Origin of the sequence: Variovorax sp. J22G73 (genome assembly GCF_030317035.1) — a bacterium.
Classification (GTDB): Bacteria; Pseudomonadota; Gammaproteobacteria; order Burkholderiales; family Burkholderiaceae_C; genus Variovorax.
The window spans coordinates 32,376-56,787 of sequence record NZ_JASZYK010000001.1 but is presented as its reverse complement, the minus strand read 5'-3'; the positions used below and the strand labels follow the sequence as shown (position 1 = coordinate 56,787).

The 24,412-nt window shown below is 71.3% G+C and carries 15 protein-coding genes; 4 read left to right on the top strand and 11 right to left on the bottom strand.

Features of this window, described 5'->3' with window-relative positions; genetic code table 11:
* Positions 1-54: 54 nt before the first annotated feature.
* The 3 genes from QTI51_RS00240 to QTI51_RS00230 form a co-directional block, all read right to left on the bottom strand.
* Positions 55-996, bottom strand: a complete 942-nt coding sequence (locus QTI51_RS00240) for an alpha/beta hydrolase family protein (RefSeq protein ID WP_286513576.1) — start codon at positions 994-996, stop codon at positions 55-57.
* A 10-nt stretch (positions 997-1,006) separates the two neighbouring features.
* The gene (locus tag QTI51_RS00235; RefSeq protein ID WP_286513577.1) at positions 1,007-5,896 is read right to left on the bottom strand and encodes a CapA family protein; all 4,890 of its coding nucleotides are present in this window, start codon (positions 5,894-5,896) and stop codon (positions 1,007-1,009) included.
* Positions 5,897-6,080: 184 nt separating this feature from the next.
* Entirely contained in the window at positions 6,081-6,962 is an 882-nt protein-coding gene (locus QTI51_RS00230) for a LysR family transcriptional regulator (protein ID WP_286513578.1), read from the bottom strand.
* Between the two features lie 134 nt (positions 6,963-7,096).
* Here QTI51_RS00230 and QTI51_RS00225 point away from each other — a divergent pair, with 134 nt between their 5' ends.
* Together QTI51_RS00225 and QTI51_RS00220 are read left to right on the top strand one after the other, a co-directional pair.
* Positions 7,097-8,098, top strand: coding sequence for a DMT family transporter (locus QTI51_RS00225; protein WP_116912337.1), 1,002 nt, complete (start codon positions 7,097-7,099; stop codon positions 8,096-8,098).
* Positions 8,095-9,246, top strand: a complete 1,152-nt coding sequence (locus QTI51_RS00220; protein WP_286513579.1) for an NADH:flavin oxidoreductase/NADH oxidase — start codon at positions 8,095-8,097, stop codon at positions 9,244-9,246. Before QTI51_RS00225 ends, QTI51_RS00220 begins: the two co-directional genes overlap by 4 nt.
* Positions 9,247-9,308: 62 nt before the next feature.
* On the opposite strand, the gene QTI51_RS00215 is transcribed toward QTI51_RS00220, so the two are convergent.
* From QTI51_RS00215 to QTI51_RS00205, 3 genes are all read right to left on the bottom strand, one after another.
* Positions 9,309-9,875, bottom strand: coding sequence for a GNAT family N-acetyltransferase (locus QTI51_RS00215; protein ID WP_286513580.1), 567 nt, complete (start codon positions 9,873-9,875; stop codon positions 9,309-9,311).
* 2 nt (positions 9,876-9,877) lie between these two features.
* Positions 9,878-10,474: a helix-turn-helix domain-containing protein gene (locus tag QTI51_RS00210; protein ID WP_286513581.1), complete on the bottom strand. Its 597-nt coding sequence runs from the start codon at positions 10,472-10,474 to the stop codon at positions 9,878-9,880.
* 78 nt (positions 10,475-10,552) lie between these two features.
* The gene (locus tag QTI51_RS00205) at positions 10,553-11,614 is read right to left on the bottom strand and encodes a hypothetical protein (protein WP_286513582.1); all 1,062 of its coding nucleotides are present in this window, start codon (positions 11,612-11,614) and stop codon (positions 10,553-10,555) included.
* A 156-nt stretch (positions 11,615-11,770) separates the two neighbouring features.
* On the opposite strand from QTI51_RS00205, the gene putA reads away from it, so the two are divergent.
* On the top strand, positions 11,771-15,544 hold the full coding sequence (gene putA / locus QTI51_RS00200; protein ID WP_286513583.1) for a trifunctional transcriptional regulator/proline dehydrogenase/L-glutamate gamma-semialdehyde dehydrogenase: 3,774 nt from the start codon (positions 11,771-11,773) through the stop codon (positions 15,542-15,544).
* 36 nt (positions 15,545-15,580) lie between these two features.
* On the opposite strand, the gene QTI51_RS00195 is transcribed toward putA, so the two are convergent.
* Positions 15,581-15,973 (bottom strand): carboxymuconolactone decarboxylase family protein, encoded by a 393-nt coding sequence (locus tag QTI51_RS00195; RefSeq protein ID WP_116912341.1) that lies wholly within the window; start codon positions 15,971-15,973, stop codon positions 15,581-15,583.
* Between the two features lie 313 nt (positions 15,974-16,286).
* Between QTI51_RS00195 and QTI51_RS00190 the strand changes: the two genes are divergently transcribed.
* Complete coding sequence (locus QTI51_RS00190) at positions 16,287-18,140, top strand: Ig-like domain-containing protein (protein WP_286547583.1); 1,854 nt, start codon at positions 16,287-16,289, stop codon at positions 18,138-18,140.
* Here the strand turns inward: QTI51_RS00190 and QTI51_RS00185 are convergent.
* From QTI51_RS00185 to QTI51_RS00170, 4 genes are all read right to left on the bottom strand, one after another.
* A complete protein-coding gene (locus tag QTI51_RS00185; protein WP_286513587.1) occupies positions 18,129-20,552 on the bottom strand; it encodes a CHASE2 domain-containing protein in 2,424 nt (807 codons plus the stop codon). The genes QTI51_RS00190 and QTI51_RS00185 overlap by 12 nt on opposite strands.
* Entirely contained in the window at positions 20,549-21,319 is a 771-nt protein-coding gene (locus QTI51_RS00180) for a response regulator transcription factor (protein ID WP_286513589.1), read from the bottom strand. The genes QTI51_RS00185 and QTI51_RS00180 overlap by 4 nt, the downstream gene beginning before the upstream one ends.
* Positions 21,320-21,494: 175 nt before the next feature.
* Positions 21,495-22,013, bottom strand: coding sequence for a hypothetical protein (locus QTI51_RS00175; RefSeq protein WP_286513591.1), 519 nt, complete (start codon positions 22,011-22,013; stop codon positions 21,495-21,497).
* A gap of 136 nt (positions 22,014-22,149) precedes the next feature.
* On the bottom strand, positions 22,150-24,408 hold the full coding sequence (locus QTI51_RS00170) for a xanthine dehydrogenase family protein molybdopterin-binding subunit (protein WP_286513593.1): 2,259 nt from the start codon (positions 24,406-24,408) through the stop codon (positions 22,150-22,152).
* Positions 24,409-24,412 lie beyond the last annotated feature (4 nt).

Sequence of the window (24,412 nt, the reverse complement as noted above, 5' to 3'; positions counted from 1 at the left end):
CGGCTGCTGGGGCTGCCTGGAATGTGAAAAGCGCGCCTGTGAAAAGCGCTGCTGCTACTGCGACATCGCCTCGCGCGCGCACTGCGAGGCCGTGAGCAGCGCCACGCGGTCCGTGAGGTCGTGGTACTCGGGCGGCTCGGCCGCGTGCGTGCGCAGCTCGGCCCGGTGGCCGGCCTTGGCCAGCGCATCGGCGAAGCGCTGCTGCAGCGCGAAAGGCGTGTTGTGGTCTTCGCGGTTGCCGATCAGCACGATGCGCCGCGCCGGGTCGCGCACCACGCCGCCCACATGGTCCAGCGGGTCGTAGAACTGGGTGCTGCCGGTGGTGTCGGTGCGCCCGCCGTTGGAGCGGCCCAGCAGCTTCGCGCGCTCCAGCAGCCCGTAGGCGCCCGAGGTGAGCACCGCGCAGGCCACGCGCGTGCGCCCCAGCGTGAGCAATGCGGCGCCCGCGGTGGCGCCGCCGCTGTGGCCGACGATGACCAGGCGCTGCAGCCGGTGGCGCTGCATGAGCGCGTCGAGCGCGGCGTCCAGCGCATGGAACTCCACCAGCTGCCGGCGCTTGCGGTGGTCGCCCGACGAGCCGTAGGTGCCCGGGCGCGCCACGAACACCCAGGGCACGCCGGCGCGGTCGCGGCTGCGTTGCGCGTCCAGCGTGCGCAGCGCCTCGGTGTTGCCGGGAATGCGCTCGGGCGCCTGGTCCATCACGCCGTCACGGTCGCCCGAGAACTGCACGATGGCCAGGCGCGCGCCGTCGAGGTCGGCGCTCGCGAAGTAGCGGATGCAGGCCGGCCCTTCCACCGGCTGCACCCACAGGAAGCCGGGGCGGTCGGGGCAGCTCGCGCGGTCGGCGGGCTGGTTCCAGTGCAGCACCTGCTCGTTGCCGGCGGCGAGCGCGCGCGGCACGTCGGGGCCGGTGCGCTGCGCGCAGGCGGCCTGCGCCAGCGCCAGCAGCACGAGCGCGCCGCGCGCATGCCGCCGCATCAATGCCACCGCGCTCACAGGCGGGCCCTCATAGCCGCTGCAGCAGGCCGGGAATGTGGCCGAAGTCGGAGCGGTCGCGGTCGCCCTTCACCAGCACCAGGTCGCCGCTGCGCAGGAAGCCGCCGAGGTAGTGCGCAAGCTGCGCAGCGTCGTCGAAGTGCGGGCCCAGCAGCGCGCTGGGCACCTCTTCGCGCAGCCAGCGCATCTCGGGGCCGTGCGTGACCAGGTGCGCGATGCCCGAGGCCAGCAGCGGCGCGGCCAGGCTGCGGTGCATGGCCTCGGCGTCGTCGTCGAGGTTGACGATGCGCCCCAGCACGCCGATCTTGCGCACCACGGGACCGTGCTGCGCGCGCTCGCAGGTGCGCACGAACTCCATGGCGTTGCGCATGGACATGACCTCGGCGTTCCAGCTGTCGTCGATCAGCGTGGCCTCCACGCCGGCCTGCGTGCGCAGCGCGTGCACCTGCATCACCGACGCCGGCAGGCGCACCCGCGGCATGCGCGCGCAGGCGGCCTCGGCGTCGAAGCCCATGGCCACCAGCGCGGCGAAGGCCAGCGTCGAGTTGCGCACCAGACCCGCGCTGTCGACCGGAAACAGGTACGTGTGCGTGTGCCCCGCCACCGCGATGCGCACGCGGCAGCCGCCGCCGGGCTCGCTGGCGGTGTCGACCACGCGCACGTCCGCGCCCGGCCCGGAGCCCACCACCCAGATGGCGCCGGCCGTGCGGGCGGCGGCGCGCAGCACCTGCGGCAGGCAGGCGATGTGCTCGGGCACGATGGCCACGCCGCCGGGCTCCAGCCCCAGGAAGATGCGCGACTTGTACTCGGCCGTGAGTTCCAGCGTGGAGGCCTGCCGGGTCTGCGACAGCCCGATCTCGGTGATGAGCGCCACGTGCGGGCGCGCCACCAGCGAGATGGGCCCGCGGTCCATCCACAGACCGCTTTGCGCCATCTCGAGGATGCACACGTCGGCGTCGGGCGCGAGGTTGGCCAGCATGGCCGGCACGCCCACGCGCGAGTTGTAGTTGTCGATGGTGGTGTGCACGCGCGCACGCTCGGGCAGCAGGTCGCGCAGCATGGCGATGGTGGACGACTTGCCCACCGTGCCCGTCACGCCCACCACGAAGCCCCGGTAGCGCTCGCGCGCGGCGGCGCCCAGCGCCAGCATCGCGGCGATGGGGTCGGCCACCTGCAGCAGCGGAAAGCCCGCGTCCAGCCCCTCGACCGGGTGCGCGACCACCGCGCCGGCCAGCGCGCCCTGCAGCGCGGGCAGTTCCCGGTGGCGGTCCCAGTTGTCGGGGCGCGGCTTGCTGTAGTTCTCGTGCGCGGCCAGCGTGCGGAAGTCCGAGGCGATGAACAGCGCCGGCTTCGGCAGCAGGCCCATGTGCGTCGGCCCACGCACCACGGCGTTGGCGAACCAGCCCGGCGGCGGCGCCACCAGCCATTTGCCACCGGTGACCTGCTGCAGCTGCGCCGCGGTCCACACCGGTTCGGGCGCCGCGCCCGCACCGGGCCGGTCGACGGCCAGCACGGGCGCGCCGCGCTGCGGCAAGGGCGTAGGCAGCGCCGGCACGCGCAGGCCGCACCACAGCGCGAGGCGGCGCGCGGGTGGCTCGGCCGTGTCCGGCGCACCACCGCGCACGCGCACTTCGAGCTGCAGCACGTCGCTGGTCATCAGGCCGGCGCGCGGCGGACGCAGGCCGTAGCGGTCGCGGTAGATGCGGCCCGGCGCCCAGCGCGTGGTGGGCCACATCCAGTCGCAGGGGTCGTGGTCCATGCTCGCGCCCCAGGCCGGCATGCGGGTGCTGCGCATCGGCAGCGCGCGGAACTGCACGCGCAGGTCGTGCGCGACGGGTTCGTCGGCGGTCCAGAACGACTCGACCCACAGCAGCTGGCGCCCGACGATCTGCTGGGGCGCGCAGCGCAGGCCCACCAGCCGCAGCGAGCCCAGTTGCAGCGGCGCGATGCGCGCGTCTTCGGGCACCGCATCGACCATCCACTCCGGCCGGGGCGCCAGCACCGGGCCGATGGCGGCAGCAGCGCGCGCGGCCGGCGCAGCTCGCATGGCACGCGCACCTTGCACGCGAGGCGCGACACGCCCCGTCGGAAGGCCCTGCGGCAGCTCGGGCGGTGAGAGCTTCAGCACGCAGCGCCCGTCCTGCAGCGGCGTCATCTCGGTGCCTAGCGCGCGGCATTGCGCGGCAAAGCGCCCGCTGAGCGCCGTCGCGTCGTCACCTTCGCGCTGCCGAGAAAAGCCGAAGCCCACGCCGATGGGCGTGAACAGCACCTCTTGCACGCCGCGCGCACCCAGCGTGAGCGTGAACACGCCCGAGTCGCCGAGGTCGTCGCGCACCGCGTCGAACAGCAGGTCGCCCGCGTCGTGCAGGATGGGCCGGTCGCGGTAGACCTCGATGCCCTGCAGCACGTGCGCCGAGGTGCCGAGCACCGCATCGGCGCCCGCATCGACGATGGCGTGGCCGACCGCGATTTTGGCCGGCGAGGGTTCCGTTTCCAGGTTGTCGCCCCAGTGCACCGCCACCAGCACCACGTCGGCCTCGCGGCGCGCGGCCTCGATGCGCGGCGCCAGCGTGGCGCGCCATGCGGCCGGGTCGTCCAGCGGCAGCCAGGCCGTGCCCGCGCGCTCGGCGGTGGCCGCGAAGCGCGGCTGCGTGGCGTCGAGCGAGAACAGCGCCACGCGCACGCCGCCTGCGCGAGCGAAGGCCGGGCGCAGCGCGGCCTCCCGCGTGGCGCCGCTGCCAGCGTGCGCGATGCCCGCCGCGTCGAGCAGGCCCTGCTGCTCCATGAGCGCGCCGGGGCCGTAGTCGCCGCTGTGGTTGTTGGCGGTGGCCACCATGCCGATGCCGGCCGCGGTGAGCACGGCCAGCATCTCGGGCCGCGCGCGGTAGTAGTACGGCGCGGTCTCGTCCTTGTCCACGCCCTGCTCGCCGGTGGTGGCGACCACGCATTCGAGGTTGGCGATGCGCAGGTCGGCCTCGCGCAGCGCGGGAATGTCGCAGAGCATCCTGTCGGCGCCGCCCAGCTCGTGCAGCCGGTAGTGCTGGCGGCGCGAGAGGTTGACGTCGCCGCCCCAGGCGACCAGGCCGGTGGTGCGGGCGGGGTCGCTCGCGTGCGCGCTATCGACTCCCTGGGCTTCCCGGGCCGCCTGGGCCTCCCGGCTTTCCTCTTGCTCCTTCAGCATGCGGTGGTACGCCACGTAGCCCGACAGGTAGTGCTCCACGTCGTCGATGCGCACGCGAAACCCGTGGTGCTTGATGAAGAACGAGCCCACGATGCGCGCCGGGTTGCGAAAGAACATCGCCAGCTCGGGCCAGAAGTGGCCGTTGGCGAGGTAGCGCGCACGGAACTCCAGCGCGCGGTCGAACTTGTCGCGGTCCAGCCCGGCCAGCAGCGGCAGCAGCGCCGGGTCGGCCTCCATGCGCAGCACCATCTCGCGCGCGGCCATCATCAGCTCCAGCAGCGTGGGAAAGGTGGTGACGCGCTCGAGCACGAAGTCGAGGTAGCCCGCCACGTTCTGCAGGCCGAACGCGTAGTAGCGCGTTTCGGGCCGGTAGCGCGTGAGCTCGTTCACGCAGTAGCTCAGCCAGTGGTCGTGCGCGCGCCAGTGCTCGGCGGCGATGAAGTGCTCGAAGGCCTTTTCCACCATCGCGAGCCAGCGCGGGTCGCGCGTGAGGCCGTACAGCCGCATCAGCCCGAACGCGGCCTCGCCGTCGTAGTAGATGACGCGAAACGCGTCCTTCACGTCGAGCGCGGGCGCGTTCAGCACGTGCACGAAGCTGCCGGTCTGCGCGTCCTGCATGTGGCGCATGCCCAGCGCCAGCTGCTCCATGAGCGGCAGGTGCTGCCGGTCGCCCGTGAGCTCGGTGTACTTCACCAGCGCCAGCAGGCACACGGCGTTGCCGCCGAGCTTGATCTCGCTGCCCACGTCCAGCAGGTACGCGGCGCGGGTGCCGTCGGGCAGGTTGGCGGGGCGGATGAGGCTGCGCGTGAGCAGCGCCAGCGAGCGGTCGATGGCGGCCTTGAGCGTGTCGCCAGCCTCATCGCCACCACCCTGCGCCGCGTTGCCCCGCATGAGCTCCCACGCTTCCAGCATCGCGTAGGTCGAGCTCGCGTGCCGCAGCGTGTTGTAGGTCGGAATGGCGCGGTCGAAGCAGGGAAACCAGCCGTAGTGGAACTCGCCGTTGGCCTGCACCTGCGCGGCCAGGTAGGCGCTGGCGTGGTCCACCAGCGCATGGATCTGCGGCGCGTGCCAGTCGCGCAGTTCGTGCAGTTCGCGGTATCCCGCGGCCTGCCCTTCGGCGGTGATCGGCCAGGCGCGCCTGGCGTCGACCCCCTCTACATACACGGCGCGCGTGGTGAAGGTCCACACCGGCGTCGCGTCGCTCGTCGGAAAGTCGATCTCGCGGCCGAAGCGGCGCTTGCTGTGCAGGCGCAGGTTGCCGGTGTTGGGCTCGGCGTGGTCGATGTCGCCGTTGTACAGAATCGCGCCGCCATGCATTTCCTGCGCGAGCAGCGCCACCTCGAACGTCGCGTCCAGCGCGATGCCGAGGTTGAAGTAGTTGCGCCGGCAGTCGGCCAGCTGCGCCTTCAGCGCGCCCCATGTCAGCGGCACGACCTGGTCGACCAGCTCCGCGCGCAGCCGCTGCGGGCGCAGCAACGCGCGCTTGACCAGCGCCGCGGCGGCCTCGGCGGCGTTGCGCCAGGCGATGTTGATGTCGGCCCCGCGCCCCGACACCACGCGCGCGCGGCTGCCGTCTTCGCCCAGCGCCAGCAACACCACGCAGCCGGCCGCCTCGGTGGCGCGCGGCATCGCGGGCAGCGCCCCGCCCGGTTCGGCCAGGGCTTGCCTGGCGCGGTTCAACAGGTCGTCGAGAGAGGAAGGGCGAGGGTCGAGGTTCATGCAGCCGCGAATGATGACAGCGCACACAGGGCCCTGTCACCCCGGAAACCCAGGGTTCGCGGGGCTCGGGGCTCGATGTCCGTGATCTGCAACGGGTGTCTTGCGGCGTCTGGACAAGTCAGGACCGGGTCAGTTTTTTGGTTCTTTGCTGAGGCTGCTGTTCGGGGCGTGTGAACAGGCCGCCCTACGCCCAAGCCTCCATCACCGCACTGCGCACAGCCTCCACCGCCACAGGCCGGGCCCTGCCTTCAGCAGGCGCGACCCAGCACAGCCACGTGTGCGAGCGCCAACCCTTCCAGATGGCCAGCTCCCCATTGCGCTCGCCCTGCTCCGCATAGTCGCTGCGCAGCAGGCCCGCGCCCATGCCGCTGGCGACCATGCTGCGGATGGCGCTCTCGCCGTCGGCCGTGCGGCCGGGGCGGTACTCGCGGCCCGCGCCGGCGAACAGCTTTTCCAGGTGCACGCGCAGGATGCACGAAGGCGGCGTGCCGACCCACGGCATGTCGGTGATCTGCGCCAGCGACAGCTCGGGTTGCGCATCGGCCACCGCCTGCGGCACGGTCACCACCAGGTCGACCGCGCCCAGGCGTACCACCTCCAGCCCCTCGATCTGCGGGCTGTCGCTGAGCACGTAGGCGCAATCGAGCTCGCCGCGCTGCACGCCCGCGAGCGTCTCGTACGACAGCCCCTGCTTCAGCTGCAGCGTCACCTGCGGATGGCGTTCGGCCAGCTTCACCAGCACCTCGCCCAGGCGCAGCGCCACCGGGTCGACCACCGTGCCGAAACGCACCACGCCCTGCGCCGCGCCACGCAGCTGCTCGGCCGCCGAGCGCATGCGCATCGCCGAGGCCAGCGTGCGCTCGGCCTCCTCCAGCAGGCTCACGCCGGCCTCGGTGGGCGACATGCCGCGCGGGGTGCGCTCGAACAGCTTCACGCCCAGCTCGTCTTCCAGCGCCTTGAGCTGCGCGCTGACCGCGGGCGCGCTGGTGAACACGCGCTCCGCCGCGCGCGTGAGGCTGCCTTCGCGGGCGATGGCGACGAAGGTCTTGAGTTGGTAGAGCTCCATGGGGCGGATTGTGAGCGCCCTGGCCCGTTCGGTCTGTTCGCTTTTTTGGAGGCCCCCGTCCAAAGATGCGAATGGCATTCGGGGCCTTGCGCGCCGATTCTTGGGGCATCGAATCACCGCAAGAGGTTTTCCCCATGTCAGCCATTTCAGCTGTATCCCATCGCCAACGCCTGCTCGGCATCGCCGCGCTGCTGCTCGCCACCTCCGGGTGGGGTGGCATGTTCCTGGTCAGCAAGGGCGTGCTGCACCACGTCGAGCCGGCGTGGTTCACGCTCATTCGCTACAGCATGTCCGCCGTGCTGTTCGCGCTGCTCATCGTTCCGCGCGGCGCCGCGCCCTGGCGCAAGCTGCGCCAGCATGCCGGGCCGCTGGCGCTGCGCGGGTTCGCGGGCTTCGGCATCTTCAGCATCATGCTGCTGGCCGGGCTGGCGCACTCGGTGCCCTCGCACGGTGCGGTCATCATGGCCACCACGCCCATGACCACGCAGCTGTTGCGCTGGGCGCTCGACGGCGTGCGGCCGACGCGCGCCACGCTGCTGGTCACGGCCCTGTCGCTGCTGGGCGTGGCCATCGTGTCGGGGCTGCTGTTCGGCACGGCGCAGGCCGGCGAGTCGACGCTGGTGGGAGACGCGGTGGCCTTCGTCGGCACGCTGGGCTGGGTCTGGTACACGCGCGGCACCACGAAGTTTCCCGAGCTCGACGTGATCGAATACACCGCGCTCACGGTGCTGGCCTCGTGGCCGCTGCTGCTGGCCGTGGCGGTGGCCGGCACGCTGCTGGGCTGGACGCACGCGCCCAGCCTGGAGGGCCTGCGCCTGTCGTGGCAGGCGCTGCTGTACGTGGGGCTGGTGTCTTCGGCCATCGCGGTGCTGGCTTTCAACTTCGGGGTGCGCACGCTGGGCGCCGTCACGGGCACGGCCTTCATCAACTTCGTGCCGGTGTCGGCGCTGCTGATGAGCGCGGCCATGGGCCGGCTGCCCACGGTGAACGAGGCGGTGGGCATGGCGATGGTGGTGGGCGCGCTGCTCGTTCATACCGCCCTGAGCCGCAAGGCTTCCGCGCCGGCGCCGGCACGGATCGCGCCCAGCCCGCAGAATTCGCGCAACTACAGCACCTGCACAGCCGCATCGTCATGAGCCACAACGACACCACCCCCCAGCCCGGTTCCAGCCCCCTGCTTTTCGAGCCGCTGGTGCTCGGCAACCTGCAGGCCGACAACCGCATCGTCATCGCGCCGATGTGCCAGTACTCCGCCACCGACGGCACGCCGGGCGACTGGCACATGATCCACCTCGGTTCGCTGGCGCTCTCGGGCGCGGGGCTGCTGATCATCGAGGCGACGGCGGTGGAGGCCGAAGGGCGCATCTCGCCCGGCGACCTGGGCCTGTATTCCGACGAGAACGAGCAGGGCCTGGCGCGCGTGCTGCACGCCATGCGCGCGCATTCGCCCATCAAGATCGCCATGCAGCTGGGCCACGCGGGGCGCAAGGCCTCCAGCCGCGCGCCGTGGGACGGCGGCAAGCAGATTCCGCTGACCGAGGCGGGCAGCTGGCAGTCGTTCGCGCCCTCCGCCGTGCCGCACGCGCCCGGCGAAGACCCGCCCACCGCGCTCGACGCGGCCGGCCTCGCCCGCGTGCGCGACGCCTTCGTGGCGGCCGCCAGGCGCGCACAGCGCCTGGGCCTGGACGGCCTGGAGATCCATGCGGCGCACGGCTACCTGCTGCACCAGTTCCTCTCGCCCATCGCCAACAAGCGCACCGACGACTACGGCGGCAGCCTGGAAAACCGCATGCGCTTTCCGCTGGAGGTGTTCGACGCGGTGCGCGCGGTGTTCCCGGCCGACAAGCCGGTGTGGGTGCGCGTGTCGGCCAGCGACTGGGTGCCGGGCGGCTGGGACCTCGACGGCACGGTGGCGTTCGGGCTGGCGCTCAAGGCGCGCGGCTGCGCGGCCATTCATGTGTCCAGCGGCGGCGTGTCGCCGCAGCAGGCCATTCCGCTGGGCGCGGGCTACCAGGTGCCGTTCGCCGAACGCGTGAAGGCCGAGGTGGGGCTGCCGACCATCGCGGTCGGGCTCATCACCGAGGCCGCGCATGCCGAAGCCATTCTTGCCAACGGCCAGGCCGACGCGGTGTCGCTGGCCCGCGCGATGCTGTACGACCCGCGCTGGCCGTGGCACGCCGCGGCCGAACTGGGCGCGCACGTGACGGCCCCGCCGCAGTACTGGCGCTCGCAGCCGCGCGAGTTCAAGGACCTGTTCGCGCACGCGAGCTTCGGGGCGCGCTGACCCTGGCGCATGGCTCGGCCGCCCGGTGGCCCCACGGCCTGGCAGTTCGACGGTTCGACGGTTCAGCCGGCCACGGCCAGCTCGCGATAGAAGTAGGTGGTGGCGCAGGGCGCGCCTTCGGGCAGCAGCGCGAAGCCCGGCACCGTGCCCACGCGCGTCCACCCGCTGCGCTCGTAGAGCCGCTCGGCCTCCGCGCTGGAGGTGTCGAGCACCAGCAGCGTCTTGCCATGGTCACGCGCGGCCGCCTCGGCCGCCTGCATCAGCAGCGCGCCGATGCCCCGGCGCCGCGCGCGGCGGTGCACCAGCATCTTGGACAGGTCGGCGCGGTGCGGCTGGTTCTCGGGTTGCGAGAGCACCAGCTGCACGGTGCCGACGATGCCTTCGTCGTCTTCCGCCACCAGCAGCGCGCGCTCGCCGCGCGCCACGCCCTCGGCCACCTGGCGCCAGAACGCGAGCGCGCGCTCCGGCGCCAGCGGCAGCATGAAGCTCACCGAGGCGCCGCCTTCGACGCAGTCCTTAAGCACATCGGCCAGGCCTTGCAGCTGGGCGTCGGTGACGTCGTGGAGCACACGAATGGAGGGGATGGTGGGGATGGAGGGAATGGCAGAAGTCCGGGCGGATGTCGTCATGGTCATCTCGCTGAAGAAGAAAGCCCGGTCGCGATCACGACGGCGTAGCGCGTGGTCTTGCGGGTGGGGTTGTGGTAGCTCATGGGGCGGTCGAGCACCATCGCGAGGCAGTCGCCGGTCTCCAGGTGGTGGTGCTCGTCGCCCAAGGTGATGTCGATGACGCCGTCGAGCACCCACACCTGCTGGTGCACCACGGGCTCGCGCGCGGCGCTCTCGTAGGCCACGCGGGCCTTGGGCGGAAACAGCACCTCGACCACCTGGATCGGCGACGGAAAACCGCCCGGCGACACGTTGCGCCGCACGTAGCCCGAATGCGGGTCGCGCCATTGCGGCTGGTCGGCCGCGCGGGCGACCGGCTCGGCCACGGGCGCCGGCGCATCGAACAGCGAGGCCAGCGACACGCCCAGGCCGGTGGCGAGCTTTTCGAGCAGCACGGCGGTGGGGCTGCTTTCGCCGCGCTCGATCAGCGAGATCATCGAGCGGCTCACGCCGCAGTGCGTGGCCAGCGCGTCGAGCGACAGGCCGCGCGTGGCGCGCAGCTCGCGCACGCGCTGGGCGATGCGGTCGTTCAGGGAAGGGGCTGCTTCTGTTTCCGTCATATTGGATTAAATATCCAATAAAACAGAAACAAGGTCAACCCCTTCGACCGTCCATCAATTCATCCACCAATCCATCCATCAGCGCCCGAGCAGTGCCGCGCGCGCCGCCTCCGACGGAAACACGCACGCCACGTCGTGCGCGCAGCCCGGCACCACCATGACCTCGCGCCGCTTGTCGGGCGCGAGCAGGGTGCGGTCGTACTGCGCGTAGGCCAGGCCGCGCTGCATGCGGTACGGTCCCTGCGCCATGGCCGCGCACGACTTGTCGAGGATGCCGTAGTACGTGCCCTTGGCATCGCTGCTGTCGAGCGCGCCCTCCAGGTAGCTGATGTCGGCGGCGGCGTAGCGCTGGCGCGCTTGCGCGGCGCTGCGCCCCAGGCTGGCCGGCAGGCCGTCGGTGCCGTACTTCCAGCGGTTCACGCCCGGGCACGCGGCTTCTACCGCGGGCTGCGGGCGCCAGGCGTCGAAGTAGAGCCAGGTGCCGGGGTCGGCCACCACGTAGCGCACCGCGACGGAGGCCGCACCGGCATGCTCGGAGTCCGCGAAGCCGATGTAGTGCTGCACCATCTGCGCCCCCGCGGAGAAGCCCGCGATGGTCACCGTGCGCAGGCTGGGCCAGCGCCGCGCGAGCTCGGCCACCAGCGCGTCCATGGCCGCGAACGAGGTGATGCGCGCGCCGTTCTCCGCGCGGCCGCCTTCGAGCCACGAGCCGCAGGTCCACAGCAGGTCGCCGGCTTGCGCCTGGGGCACGCCGGGCGCGCTGCACCTGGCGGCCTTGTCCGCGGCGACCTGGAACACGGGCGCGACGACCAGCGTGTCGGCAAGCGCGTCGGCATTGCGCACGGCCAGCAGCGCGGCGTTGAAGGTCTTGTCGGCATCGCGCGGATGGCCGTGCATGGCGATGAGCGCTTTCGTCGGCGCCGATGCGGCGGCTGATGTACCTGCCGATGCATCCCCCGGGGCCATCGACGCGTAGTAGTTCAGCGTGCCCTCGGCGCCGGGCGGCTGGAAGGCGCGGTAGCAGCCGGGGCCTGCGGCCGCCGTGCAACCGGCAGGCTGGGCGGCGGCGTTCGCCGTCCACAGCACCGTCATCGCCGCCAGCGCCACGGACGCAGCCGCCAGGCATTGCCATCTTTTCATCAAGTGACTCCGTTGCAGTCCCGCTAGCGCGGTGGAAGCTGGATTCTCCCGCGCCTTGCGCACTGGTTTTTTATTCTGTGATGAGCCGATTCTTCGAACACATATTCATCGACAGGCGCCGGATCATTCAGCATCTCACCAGCATTGAGCCCGTTCATGAACAAATCCAGCGCCGCCCCCCTGCCCTCTTACTCCACCGGGTTCACGGCTTTCGCCGACGGCCTGGCCGAGCCATCGGCATTGCGCGCGGCAGTCACCGCCGCGTACCGGCGCCCCGAGCCCGAGGCGCTGCCTCCGCTGCTCGAAGAGGCCCGCCTGCCCGCCGACCAGGTCAGCCAGGCGCACGCCCTCGCCCACCGCATCGCGCAGCAGCTGCGCCACCGCAAGAACGCGAGCGGCCGCGCCGGCCTCGTGCAGGGGCTGCTGCAGGAGTACGCGCTGTCGTCGCAAGAGGGGGTGGCGCTCATGTGCCTGGCCGAGGCGCTGCTGCGCATTCCCGATGCCGACACGCGCAACGCGCTCATCCGCGACAAGATCGCGCACGGCCAGTGGCAGCAGCACGCGGGGCGCAGCCCTTCGGTGTTCGTCAACGCCGCCACCTGGGGCCTGCTGCTGACCGGCAAGCTGGTGGCCACGCACAGCGAAACGGGGCTGTCGAGCGTGCTCACGCGGCTCATCGGCAAGGGCGGCGAGCCGCTGATCCGCAAGGGTGTGGACATGGCGATGCGCATGATGGGCGAGCAGTTCGTCACCGGGGAAACCATCGCGCAGGCGCTGGTGCATGCGCGCGAACTCGAGGCGCAGGGCTTTCGCTATTCGTACGACATGCTGGGCGAAGCGGCGCTCTCGGCCGACGACGCGCAGCGCTACCGCGCGGCGTACGAAGACGCCATCCACGCCATCGGCAAGGCATCGGCCGGGCGCGGCGTGTACGAGGGGCCGGGCATTTCCATCAAGCTCTCGGCGCTGCACCCGCGCTACAGCCGCGCGCAGCACGCGCGCGTGATGTCCGAGCTGTACCCGGTGCTGCGCGCGCTCACGCTGCTGGCGCGGCAGTACGACATCGGCCTGAACATCGACGCGGAAGAAGCCGACCGGCTCGAGCTCTCGCTCGACCTGCTGGAGCGCCTGTGCTTCGAACCCGCGCTGGCGGGCTGGAACGGCATCGGCTTCGTCATCCAGGCGTACCAGAAGCGCTGCGCGCAGGTGATCGACTTCGTGGTCGACCTGGCGCGGCGCAGCGAACACCGGCTGATGGTGCGGCTGGTGAAGGGCGCCTACTGGGACAGCGAGATCAAGCGCGCGCAAATCGACGGGCTCGACGGCTACCCCGTGTACACGCGCAAGGCCTACACCGACGTGTCGTACCTGGCGTGCGCGCGCCGGCTGCTCGCCGCGCCGGCGCAGGTGTACCCGCAGTTCGCCACGCACAACGCGCACACGCTGGCCGCCATCCACACCCTGGCCGACCCGTCGCGCTACACGCCCGGGCAGTACGAGTTCCAGTGCCTGCACGGCATGGGCGAGCCGCTGTACGAGCAGGTGGTGGGGCCGCTGGGCAGGCCTTGCCGCATCTACGCGCCCGTGGGCACGCACGAGACGCTGCTGGCCTACCTGGTGCGCCGGCTGCTCGAGAACGGCGCCAACACCTCGTTCGTGAACCGCATCGCCGACCCGGGCATTTCGCTCGACGTGCTGGTGGAAGACCCGGTCGCCACCGTGGAGCGCATGGGCGCGCAGGAAGGCACCGTGGGCCTGCCGCACCCGGCCATCGCGTTGCCCGCCGCGCTGTACGGCGCGCAGCGTGCCAACTCGCGCGGGCTCGACCTGGCCAACGACGACAGCCTGCGCGCGCTGGGCCACGCGTTGCAGGACAGCGCGCATGCCGAGTGGCATGCATCGCCCCTGCTCGCCGAGGCGGACACGGGCCCGCACGGCGCACTCGACAGCGTTGACGTGCTGAACCCCGCCGACCATCGCGACGTGGTGGGCCGCGTGCGCGAGGCGACGCTGGCCGAAGTCGAACAGGCCGTCGCGCAGGCGCAAGCCATCGCCGCCCCCTGGGCCGCCACACCGCCGGCAGAGCGCGCCGCCCTGCTCGAACGCGCGGCCGAACTTCTGGAGGAACGCATGCCGCGCCTGCTCGGCCTGCTGGCGCGCGAAGCCGGAAAAACCTGCGCCAACGCCATCGCCGAAGTGCGCGAGGCGGTGGACTTCCTGCGCTTCTACGCGGCGCAGGCGCGCGACGATTTCTCCAACGACACGCACCGCGCGCTCGGGCCGATGGTGTGCATCAGCCCGTGGAACTTTCCGCTCGCGATCTTCATGGGCCAGGTGGCCGCCGCGCTGGCCGCCGGCAACCCGGTGCTGGCCAAGCCCGCCGAGCAGACGCCGCTGGTGGCCGCCGAGGCGGTGCGCGTGCTGTGGCAGGCCGGCGTGCCGCGTGCCGCCGTGCAGCTGCTGCCCGGCCAGGGCGAGACCGTGGGTGCCGCGCTGGTGGCCGACGCGCGCGTGCAGGGCGTGATGTTCACCGGCTCGACCGAGGTGGCGCGGCTGCTGCAGCACACGCTCGCGCAGCGCCTGGGCGCGCACGGCGCGCCGGTGCCGCTCATCGCGGAAACCGGCGGGCAGAACGCGATGATCGTGGACTCTTCCGCGCTGGTGGAGCAGGTGGTGGCCGACGTGATGGCCTCCGCCTTCGACAGCGCGGGCCAGCGCTGCTCGGCGCTGCGCGTGCTGTGCGTGCAGGAAGAAGCGGCCGACCGGCTGGTCCGGATGCTGCAGGGCGCCATGGCCGAGGCCTGCATCGGCAACCCCGCGCGGTTGGCGGTGGACGTGGGGCCGGTCATCGACGCGCAGGCGCGCGACGGCATCGAGCGCCACATCGCCGCGCTGCGCGCCAAGGGCCGCAAGGTCTTTCGCCAGGGCCGCGAGCATGCGAGCGACATGCGCCACGGCACCTTCGTGATGCCCACGCTGATCGAGCTCGACGGCATTGCCGAACTGCAGCGCGAGGTGTTCGGCCCCGTGCTGCACCTGGTGCGCTACCGCCGCCGCGACCTCGGCGCGCTGGTGGCGCAGATCAACGCCACGGGCTACGGGCTCACGCTGGGCGTGCACACGCGCATCGACGAGACCATCGCGCAGGTGGTGGCGCAGGCGAAGGCGGGCAACGTCTACGTGAACCGCAACATCGTCGGCGCGGTGGTGGGCGTCCAGCCCTTCGGCGGCGAAGGGTTGTCGGGCACGGGGCCGAAGGCGGGCGGGCCGCTGTACATGCTGCGCATGCTGTCGAAGCGGCCGGACGATGCGATGGCGCGTGCCATGGCAGGCGCGGTGGCGAACGAAGTGCCTGCACAGCAAGCCGGCCTCGCGGCGCTGTCGCGCTGGGCCCAGGCCAACGGCCGCACCGCGCTGGCCGCGCAATGCGCGCGCTTCGCCGGCGAATCGCGCGCGGGCGTTTCACGCACGCTGGCCGGCCCGACCGGCGAGCGCAACGTCTACACGCTGGTGCCGCGCGAGGCCGTGCTGTGCCTGGCCCCGGACGACGTGGACAACGTGGACGACGCAGACCGTCTGGTGCAGCTGGCGGCCGTGCTGTCGGTGGGCAGCAGCGCCATCTGGCCCGCCGACGCGCGCACGCAGGCGCTGCTGGCCGCGCTGCCGGCCGAGGTGCGCCAGCACGTGGCCATCGCCAACGACTGGACGGCCGCCACGGTGGTGTTCGACGCCGCGCTGCACCACGGCGACGCGCAAGGCCTGTCGGAGGTGATGCGGCGCCTGGCCGCGCGGCCGGGGCCCATCGTCGGGGTGCGCGCCTTCGCACCCGGTGACACCGGCATCCCGCTCGAAAGCCTGGTGGTCGAACGCGCGTTGAGCGTCAACACGGCGGCCGCGGGCGGCAACGCGAGCCTGATGACGATCGGCTGAACACGCTCGACCACCAGGCAACGCCGCCGTGGCGCGCTACTTGTCGAACGCCGGGTCGATGGGCACGCGGTAGCCGTTCACCAGCCGGTTGGTTTCGTTGGCCATGCCGACCACGCCCATCAGCTCGGCGAACATGGCCGGCGTCATGCCGGCCTTCTCGGCGCCTGCGTGGTGGCTGGCGATGCAGTAGCCACAGCTGTTGGTGACGCTCACCGCGAGGTAGACCATTTCCTTCACCACCGGGTCGAGCGCGCCGGGCGCCATCACTTCCTTCAGGCTGGCCCAGGTGCGCTTGAGCGTGGCCGGGTCGTTGGCCAGGTACTTCCAGAAGTTGTTGACGTCGGGCACGTTGCGCGAGGTCTTGATGTCGTCGAAGACGGCCTTGACCTCGTCGGAGGCGTCGGCGTAGTCGATGGGTTGGGGTTTCATTGAAGGTCTCCTGAAAGGGGCTGCGTGTTGCCGTGAAAGTTCGATGCATCGCCGAAGCGCGGGCGGCAGCCATCGTCGCAGGTTTGGGCTGAACGGGCCCCGTGCGCGTGCTGTCCGCGGGTGGGGTCGACACCCTGTTTCCGGCACGATAGAAATTGAATCGCCGATAGTTTCCGAGGGCCCGCGCCCCCCTCCCCATTGGCGGCGACGCCGGCTTCATTTCTATCGTTGCAACGCACTTTCGCGCGGCCTATGGTGGGCCACCGTCGGCCACGCGGTTCCCAGGCAGCGCCAACGGTTTGATCGGCCCCCCATGCGCCATCGGCTGCATCCAGGCAGGTTCGCGCCGCGGCAAGACCCGCAGTGCACGAGCTTGCGAACGTCGGGCCAGCGTGCCGTCGCCACGCTCGCCCTCACCACCTGCGCACTCCTGTCCCCCGCGCTCGCGGGCGCCGCATTGAACGACGTGGGCCAGGCGGCGCCCAGCGTCCATCGAATCAAGCTCTTCGTCGACCCGGCGGTGGTCGGCGACATGGGCACCGCCGAAGCCGGCCGGCGCCTGGCGCAGTACATCGCCGACGTGAACACGGTGTTCCGCCGCGAGACGGTCCGGCGCTTCGTGTTCGATCCGGCCACCGACCTGCAACTGGTCAACCCGGCCGCGGCGCCGCGCTGCGGCTACGACGACCCGGTCGACGGCGAGGTGGTGGTCTGCATCTCGCGCTCGCTCGTCGGCTACAGCCACGGCGGGCTCGCCATGGGCTGGCCGCACCCGCAGAAAGGCGTGGCCTGGAACCTCGACTGGACCGCCATCCACGATCCGCTGCGCCTGTCGCGCACGGTGGCCGCCGGCGCAAAGGAGTCGACCGAAAAAGACTACCTGGGGCGCCAGCTCCATGCGCTGGTGCGCGAGCTGGAGTGCGTGTTCGGCGCCGGCGCGGGCTTCGGCGACTACAGCGACACCGCCCCCGTGCTCGACACCTCCGGCGTGCCGCCCCTGACCGACCTGTCGCTGCAGAACGAGGCCGACCGCTACTGGTGGACGCGCCAGCGCTGGCGGCTCGACCCGCTGTTCAGCTCGGTCTACACCGAGCGCCGCACGCCGTCCGCCAACCGCGTGCTGACGCTGGGGCTCATCCGCTTCACCGCCGGCACGCGCGCCGCCATCAACACCGACTGGAGCGACTGGCCGCGCCTTCGCACCTCGAACTACATGGCGGCCACCTCGGCCACGCAGGTGCGCGTGACCGACCGCGACACCGGCGCGCCGCTGCCCGCGGCGCGCGTCGTGGTGTGGCGCAACCCCGGCGTGCCGCGCAAGCCGCTGGTGCTGCTCGCGCAGGGCGCCGCGGACGGCGCGGGCCGCTTCAGCTTCGACTGGAAATGCGAGCTCTCCTGCTTCAGCAGCGCCCGCTCGACGCTGCTGGTCAAGGCGTCGGCGGCGGGGCGGCCCACGGGCGCCACGTGGTTCACGGTCTACGACGCCTTCGAGCAGAAGGCGGTGCAGCACCTGCCGGCCTTCACCATCGACCTGGCGCTGGCCGCCGGCCCGCCCGACAGCCAGCCGCCGAGCGTGTCGCTCACCGCGCCGGCCGCCGCCGTCGAAGGCCGCCCCACGGCGCTGGCCGCTTCGGTGGCGGACAACATCGGCGTCTGGAGCGCGAAGCTGGTGGAGAAGAACGGCGTGCCGATCTGCACCTTCACCGCGGCGAAGGAAAGCTGCAACTGGACACCGACGGCACCGGGCCTGCAGAAGCTGCAGCTGATCGGCATCGACGCCGCGGGCAACGCATCGACCGCCAGCGCCGAGGTCGTCGTGCGCCCGCCCGACGACACCACGGCGCCCACCGTCGCCGTGCTGGCGCCGGCCCGTGCCAACATCGGCATGCTGGTGACGCTGAGCGGCACCGCGTCGGACAACGTGGGCGTGGTCGAGCTGAGGTTTCTCATCGACGGCCGCACGCTGTGCATCGTGAGCGCGATGCCCTACACCTGCGCCTGGCGGCCCATGGCGGCCGCGTACGCCAACATCGAGATGCGCGCCATGGACGCGGCGGGCAACGTGGGCGCCGCGTCGGCCCAGACCCGCGTGCAACCCGCCAGTTCGGCGAAGGGCACGACCGACGAACCGCCGCGTGCCTCCAGGCGCCAGAAATCAAACGTGTAGCGGCAGGCCGATGAGGAAGGTGGTGCCGGCCTGCGGGGCGCTCCACCCGGTGATCCAGCCTTCGTGCGCGTCCACCGCGCGCCGCACGCCCGGAAAGCCCAGGCCGTGGCGGTGGGCGTCGGGAGCGACGCCGAGCGCGGCGCGCTCGTCCTCATCTTGCTCTTGCTCTTGCTCGTGCTCCTGCTCGTGCTCGTGCTCGGTTTCGGCATGCCATGCAGCGATGGGCGCCGCGTCGAGCAGGCCGGCGAACTGCACCGGCGTCATGCCGTGGCCTTCGTCGCGAATCATCACCACCACCTCGCTGCCCGCGTCGACCGACACGCACAGGTGCACGGTGGACACCGGGTCGGAGTGGCGCGCGGCGTTTTCCAGCAGGTTCACCATGGCGCGCACCAGCATGAGCCGGTCGGTCCAGATCAGCGCGTGGCGCTCCTCGGTGTAGCGCAGCGACAGCACCACGCGGCGCGTGGCCGCGTAGGCGAAGGTCTGCTCGACGGCCTCCGCCAGGATGGTGGAAATGCTCGCCACGCCGAACTCCGACTCGCGCACCCGGCCCTCCGCCGCGTCGATGAAGCCTTCGCTGAGCTGCAGCGTTCTTTGCGCTTCGCGGTTCACGCCCGCCAGCACCTCGCCGATCGACAGCCGGTTCATGCCGTACAGGTCGACCATGCACAGCAGGTTGATCTGCGGACTTCGCAGGTCGTGCGACAAAAAACGAAGCCACGCCGAGCGGTCGCGCTCGGCCTTGCGCTCCTGCGTCAGCTCGTTGAGCACCACGATCCACACCTCGGTGACCAGCGAATCGCCGTCTTCGAGCAAGGTGGCGTCCACCTTGAACAGGCGCCCCTCCGGCGTCAGGTATTCCTGGTCGAGCGCCTGCGCCCAGTGCCGGCCCTTCCGGTGCCGGGCTTCGGGCCTGGGGTGGGCGTCGTCGGGCTGAGGCGACAGCCTTGCAACGATGCGCTGCAGGCGCGCGCCCGTGAGCGCCTGCGCATCGGGCATCGACGGCTGCAGCAGCGAGGCGGCGTGCGAGTTCGCCCGCACGATCACGCCGTCGGCGCGGCACATCAGCACCGCGATGGGCATCTGCTGCAGGCTTTCGCCCAGCAGCGTCTGCAGCCGGGCCATGCGGGAGATGGCCTGATCGAGCGCGCCCACATGCCAGTCGACCGAATGGCGACGTGAAGGCAGGGTCGGCATGTCGACCTCGAACTCGCCCGTGGGCAGGCGGCTCAGCGACACGATGCGCACGCGCAGGAACTCGACCACCGCCTGCAGCCGCAGCCAGCTCCACAGCACGTACGCCCCGAAGATGCCGAGCACCGACAGCGACGGCGGCACCCAGATGCGGAACGCGAGCAGCAGCACCGCGCTGCCGGCCAGCGCGAGCACCGCGCCGCCCAGCCCCACCAGCAGCGCCCATCGCGCAGACATCGAGAAGGCGATGAACGCCACCGACATCACCGCCACCATGCACACATAGGCCGTCAGCGGACCGGCGACGGCGATCACGCGGCCGCTGGCCAGCGAGTCGATGGCGTCGGCGTGCACGTCCGCCTCCGTGACGCGGGCGACGCCGTCGGCCACCGGCACCCAGACTTCTTCGTCGAGCCCCGTGACGGACGACGAACCGACGACGACGATGCGCCCCCTGATCGACTCGGCGGGCACGCCGCCCTGCAGCACGCTCAGGTACGACACGCTCGAATGCACCAGCTCGTCGCCCGCGTTGCGCGCGCCGATCTTCAGGCTCTGCCTGCGCCCGAGCGCGAGAGAGATGTCGCCCGAAGGCGCAATCAACGCACCCACGTACGGCAGCGGCCCCGCGTGCTCGCTGTACAGGCTGATGAAGCGCGCCAGCCCGTCGGTGCTGGGCTCCAGGTCCGCATGGCCCACGCCTTTTGCCGCGTCCACGAACAGGCGCGCGGGCAAGCGGTACGACACGGCGGCGCCCGGCTGCGCGGCGGCGCCGTAGGAGCGCACCGCCAGGAAGGTCGGCACGAGCCGGAGCGCGGCCACCAGCTGCGCGTCGTCGATGCCGTTGGTCGGGGTCTCGAGGTTCACGCCCAGCACCACCGCCTGCGGGGAGGCGGCGGCGAGCTGCCGCAGCAGCCGCGCATGCACGTCCCTGGACCAGGGCCACGGCCCCAGCGTTCGCAGGCTCTGCTCATCGATCGACACGATGAGCGTGCGGTCTTGCGCGGCGGCGGGCCGGTACGCCAGCAGCCTGTCGTAGAGCTTCATGTCCCACAGCAGCGGCGGCAAGGGGCCCAGCCACCACAGCAGCAGCAGCGGCAGCAGGACGGCAAGCGCCGCCTGCAGGCCGATGCGTTGCCGCTTGCGGGAGCGCTCCGCGGCAAGCGCTTCGGGGCCGATGTAGCCGGGAAACTTCGAGTCGTCGCGCGCGTTCATCGCTGCGTGATCGGCGTGATCGGCGTGATCGGCGTGACAGGCGCGACCGACGTGAGCATGGGCGCTTCGCAGGCGAGGCGGTAGCCCTGCCCGTACACCGACTGCAGCACCAGCCCGTTGGCCGCCAGCGCCAGCTTGACCCGGAGCTTGAAGATCTGGTTGTCGAGGATGCGCACGCTGGTCGTTCGCGGATCCTGGTGGGCGGCCTCCAGCAGGTGCGTGCGGGACACCACGCGCCCGAGGTTGCGAAACAGCGCGATGGCCAGGCCGAACTCGCGCTCGCTCAGGGCGAAGTGCTGCGCCGACACACCCTCGCCGAACTCGACCACCGCGCTGTCGTGAAAGAAGGTCCAGCCGTCGATGGCCTCGACCCATCCGTTGCTGGACGCCTGCGGCTGCGCGAAGCGCTTGATTCGCACCGTGAGCTCGGCCGGGCGGAACGGCTTCACGATGTAGTCGTTGGCCCCGGCGCGAAACGCCGCCACCACGTCCGCCTCGGAGCCGCGGGCGCTCAGCATGACCACCGGGACCGTCGAGCGCTTGAAGTTGCGAAGCCACTTCAGCAGGTCGATCCCGTCGAAGCCGGGCACGTTCCAGTCGAGGATCAGCAGGTCGAAGGAGTCGGTGCGCAGCTCGGCGCGAAGGTGCTCACCGTCGGCGAAGCGGGTGCAGCTCACTATGTCGGAGCCCATCATCAGATGCGCCTCGATGGTGGCGACGAGCAGCTCCATCTGAACGGCTTCGTCTTCGAGAAGGGCGATGCGCATGATCGGTTGTTGCCGCCTGGCTCATGCTCTGTCGGTCCCCTGCAATCTTGTGCGGCGTCGGGTCCCGGCAATATTCAAACAGGTGCGAAAGCACTTGCAGATACCCCGTAGCCGTTCAGCGCTGAAGGCATCGTACGCAGGCAGGCGGGCTTGCACAACCGTGTCTTCACCGAAGTCATCTCAAGGCCGCGAGCTGCCGGTCGAGCGAATGGCCGACACGGGTCAGGCGGCTTCCCAAGCCAAGGCCCACGCCGGCACTCGCACTCACACGCCCGCTCCCGCCGCCGTTCATGCGCACGCCACGGGACGGGCCGACCTCCGACAGGCAGCGCGAACACTCGATGCGCTCGCGCAGTTCGGCCTCGGTGGCGGGCATCAACAGGATGTCGCCGCGCTCGTTGCCGAGCACCTCCACGCTCAGCTCGATCTGCGCCATGGTGGCAATCACCAGCATCGAAGCCCTCGGATCGAGATGCCGGCACAGGTCGGCAAGGTCGCGGCGCGCCGTTCTCAGCTCGGAGGCGAACGACACGATCACCATCGAGAAGGTCTCGCCCTCGTTCAGCGCCTGGACCAGGGCCTCGGTGGATTCGAAAAAGATCGATGGAACCTCCAGCCCCGACAGCACATGCCGGATGAGGGTGCGCGAATGCGGCGTCGGGTCGGAGACGGCGACATATTCATTCAGGTTCACGGCGGACTCCATCGGGGGGATGTTCGCCATGATCCTTGGGGTGGCGGCGGGGTGCGGGCGAAAGAAGAGACTTCGAGAGAATTCCGCGCTTTCCGCTTTTCGATTTCCGCTTTCGCTTTCCGCCACGCGTCCCGATCTAGGCCCCGAGCAAATCCTCGAGCAGCACCGGCAAGCGATGCAACCGTTTGCCCGTCGCATGAAACACCGCATTCACGATGGCGGGCGCCACGCCCACCATCGCGACCTCGCCGAGGCCCTTCACGCCCAGCGCATTGAAGCGGGTGTCGGGCTTGCCGACGAAATCGACCTCGATACGCCCGATGTCGGCCGCGACGGGCACCACGTATTCGGCGAGGTCGGCATTGAGGAAGCCGCCATAGCGCGCGTCGACCTCGCTCACTTCGCGCAGGGCCGCGCCAATGCCCCAGACCACGCCGCCTTCCACCTGGCTGCGGGCGGTGCGCGGGCTCGCCACGGCGCCGCAATCGGCCACGCTGACCACGCGCGGCACGCGAATGCGCCGCGTCGTCGGCTCGATGCGCACTTCCACGAAGTGCGCGATGGTGCTGAAGCTGACGAAGTCCGGGTATTCCGGCCCGGCCGCCGCGGGCAGCCCGCCGGTGAGCCGGCCGAAGACCTGCTCGGGCTGGCCGGGCGCGCGCTTGCGGCTTTCAGCCTGCGCGAACGGGCGGCCCGAGGCGCGCAGCATCGACAGCGCCGTCGAGGTATCTCCGTTCTCGGTCGCGGTCGCGCCCGTTGTCGCCGCCGCGTTGCGCTGCAGGTCGTCCATCAGCCGTTGCGCGGCTTCCAGCACCGGCGGCAGCACGGTCGCCGTGCCCCACGATCCCGCGGTGACGTGCTGGGGCGCGGCGTCGGTGTCGCCCACCAGCACCTCGATCGCCGCCACCGGGGCGCCCAGCGCGCGTGCCGCCGTCACCGCGATGGCCGTGCGCATGCCCTGGCCCATTTCATGGCCGCCCACCGCCACGCGCACGGTGCCGTCCGCGTTCAATCGCACCGTGGCAATGGCGGGCGCCATCGCCGCCTTGTAGATGCCCAGCGCCACGCCCCAGCCGACCAGGCTGCCGTCGGAGGCCTTCATGGAGCGCGGCGCGGCCGACCGCCGCGCCCAGCCGAACAGCTCGCTGCCCCTGACCAGGCACTCTGCCACATGGCGCGAAGAGAAAGGCTTGCCGGTCAGCGGGTCGGCCATGGTGTCGTTCGCGAGCCGGAAGGCCACCGGATCGCGGCCCAGTTCATGCGCCATCTGGTCGATGGCGCTCTCGAAGGCGAAGGCCGCCGGGTGCTCGAAGGGCGCGCGCATGTAGCCGGGCGTCTGCACGTCGGTTCGCACCAGCCGTTCGCGCCCGAGAAAGTGGCCCATGCCGTACAGGCGCGACGTCACTTCAGTGCCCAGCGACGGAAACAGGTCATGGCGCGAGGTCTGCTGGTCGATCTCGTGGACGGCGGCAAGCAACTTGCCGTCGCGCCCGGCGCCCAGGCGCACGCGATGGCGGCTGGCCGGGCGAAAGCTGGCGTTGTGAAAGAGCTGCGCGCGCGACATCACGAGCTTCACCGGCTGCCCGAGCGACCGCGACGCCAGCGCCACCAGTGCGGTGTGCGACTGCAACGAGTTCTTCTGGCCGAAGCCGCCGCCCAGCGTGGGCGACAGCACGCGCACCTTGGCGGGCGCGATGCCGAGCTGCTTTGCCAGCCCATGGCGCACGCCCTCCGCGTTTTGCGTGGGCTCGCGCACGGTGAGCATGTCGCCTTGCCATTCGGCCACGGTCGCGATGATCTCCATCGGGTTCTGGTGCTGCGCCGGCAGCTCGAAGCGCATGTCCACCGTGACTTCGGCGGTCTTTAGCGCGGTCTCGGGATCGCCCACGCGGCGGTCCGCGAACATGGGTTGCGGCAGCGCCGCGGACTGCAGCAACGGCTCGGCATCGGGCGCATCCAGCGTAGCCACGAAGGGAATGGCGTTGTACGTCACGGCCACCAGGGAGGCGGCCTCGCGCGCGGCTTCGAGCGTGTCGGCCACCACCATCGCCACGCTCTGGCCGCGGTAGGCGATCTGCGCGGAACGCAGCGGATAGAAGCTCTGGAACCCGAAGCCTCCACCCATCAGGAAGCCACCGGTATCGAAAGCGCCGATGTTCTCGTGCGTGAGCACGGCGCGCACGCCGCGCAGCCGCAGCGCCGCGGTGCTGTCGATGCGCGTGATGGAACCGCGCGCGATGCGCGACGGCACCAGCGCGGCATGCAGCATGCGCGGGCGTGCGTCGTCCGCGGCATAGCGGGTGGCACCGCGCACCTTCTCGCGCGCGTCGACGCGCTCGGCGCCGGCGCGCGGGGTGCTTCGGGTTGTGGTTCGGGTTGTGGTTCGGGTTGCCATGGTG

Excerpts from the sequence above, each read along its gene's own strand:
- QTI51_RS00170 (WP_286513593.1), bottom strand. The coding sequence starts at position 24,408 with ATGGCAACCCGAACCACAACCCGAACCACAACCCGAAGCACCCCGCGC.
- QTI51_RS00195 (WP_116912341.1), bottom strand. The coding sequence starts at position 15,973 with ATGAAACCCCAACCCATCGACTACGCCGACGCCTCCGACGAGGTCAAG.
- putA (WP_286513583.1), top strand. The coding sequence starts at position 11,771 with ATGAACAAATCCAGCGCCGCCCCCCTGCCCTCTTACTCCACCGGGTTC.
- QTI51_RS00235 (WP_286513577.1), bottom strand. The coding sequence starts at position 5,896 with ATGAACCTCGACCCTCGCCCTTCCTCTCTCGACGACCTGTTGAACCGC.
- QTI51_RS00190 (WP_286547583.1), top strand. The coding sequence starts at position 16,287 with ATGCGCCATCGGCTGCATCCAGGCAGGTTCGCGCCGCGGCAAGACCCG.
- QTI51_RS00215 (WP_286513580.1), bottom strand. The coding sequence starts at position 9,875 with ATGACGACATCCGCCCGGACTTCTGCCATTCCCTCCATCCCCACCATC.
- QTI51_RS00205 (WP_286513582.1), bottom strand. The coding sequence starts at position 11,614 with ATGAAAAGATGGCAATGCCTGGCGGCTGCGTCCGTGGCGCTGGCGGCG.
- QTI51_RS00180 (WP_286513589.1), bottom strand. The coding sequence starts at position 21,319 with ATGCGCATCGCCCTTCTCGAAGACGAAGCCGTTCAGATGGAGCTGCTC.
- QTI51_RS00220 (WP_286513579.1), top strand. The coding sequence starts at position 8,095 with ATGAGCCACAACGACACCACCCCCCAGCCCGGTTCCAGCCCCCTGCTT.
- QTI51_RS00210 (WP_286513581.1), bottom strand. The coding sequence starts at position 10,474 with ATGACGGAAACAGAAGCAGCCCCTTCCCTGAACGACCGCATCGCCCAG.
- QTI51_RS00225 (WP_116912337.1), top strand. The coding sequence starts at position 7,097 with ATGTCAGCCATTTCAGCTGTATCCCATCGCCAACGCCTGCTCGGCATC.
- QTI51_RS00230 (WP_286513578.1), bottom strand. The coding sequence starts at position 6,962 with ATGGAGCTCTACCAACTCAAGACCTTCGTCGCCATCGCCCGCGAAGGC.
- QTI51_RS00185 (WP_286513587.1), bottom strand. The coding sequence starts at position 20,552 with ATGAACGCGCGCGACGACTCGAAGTTTCCCGGCTACATCGGCCCCGAA.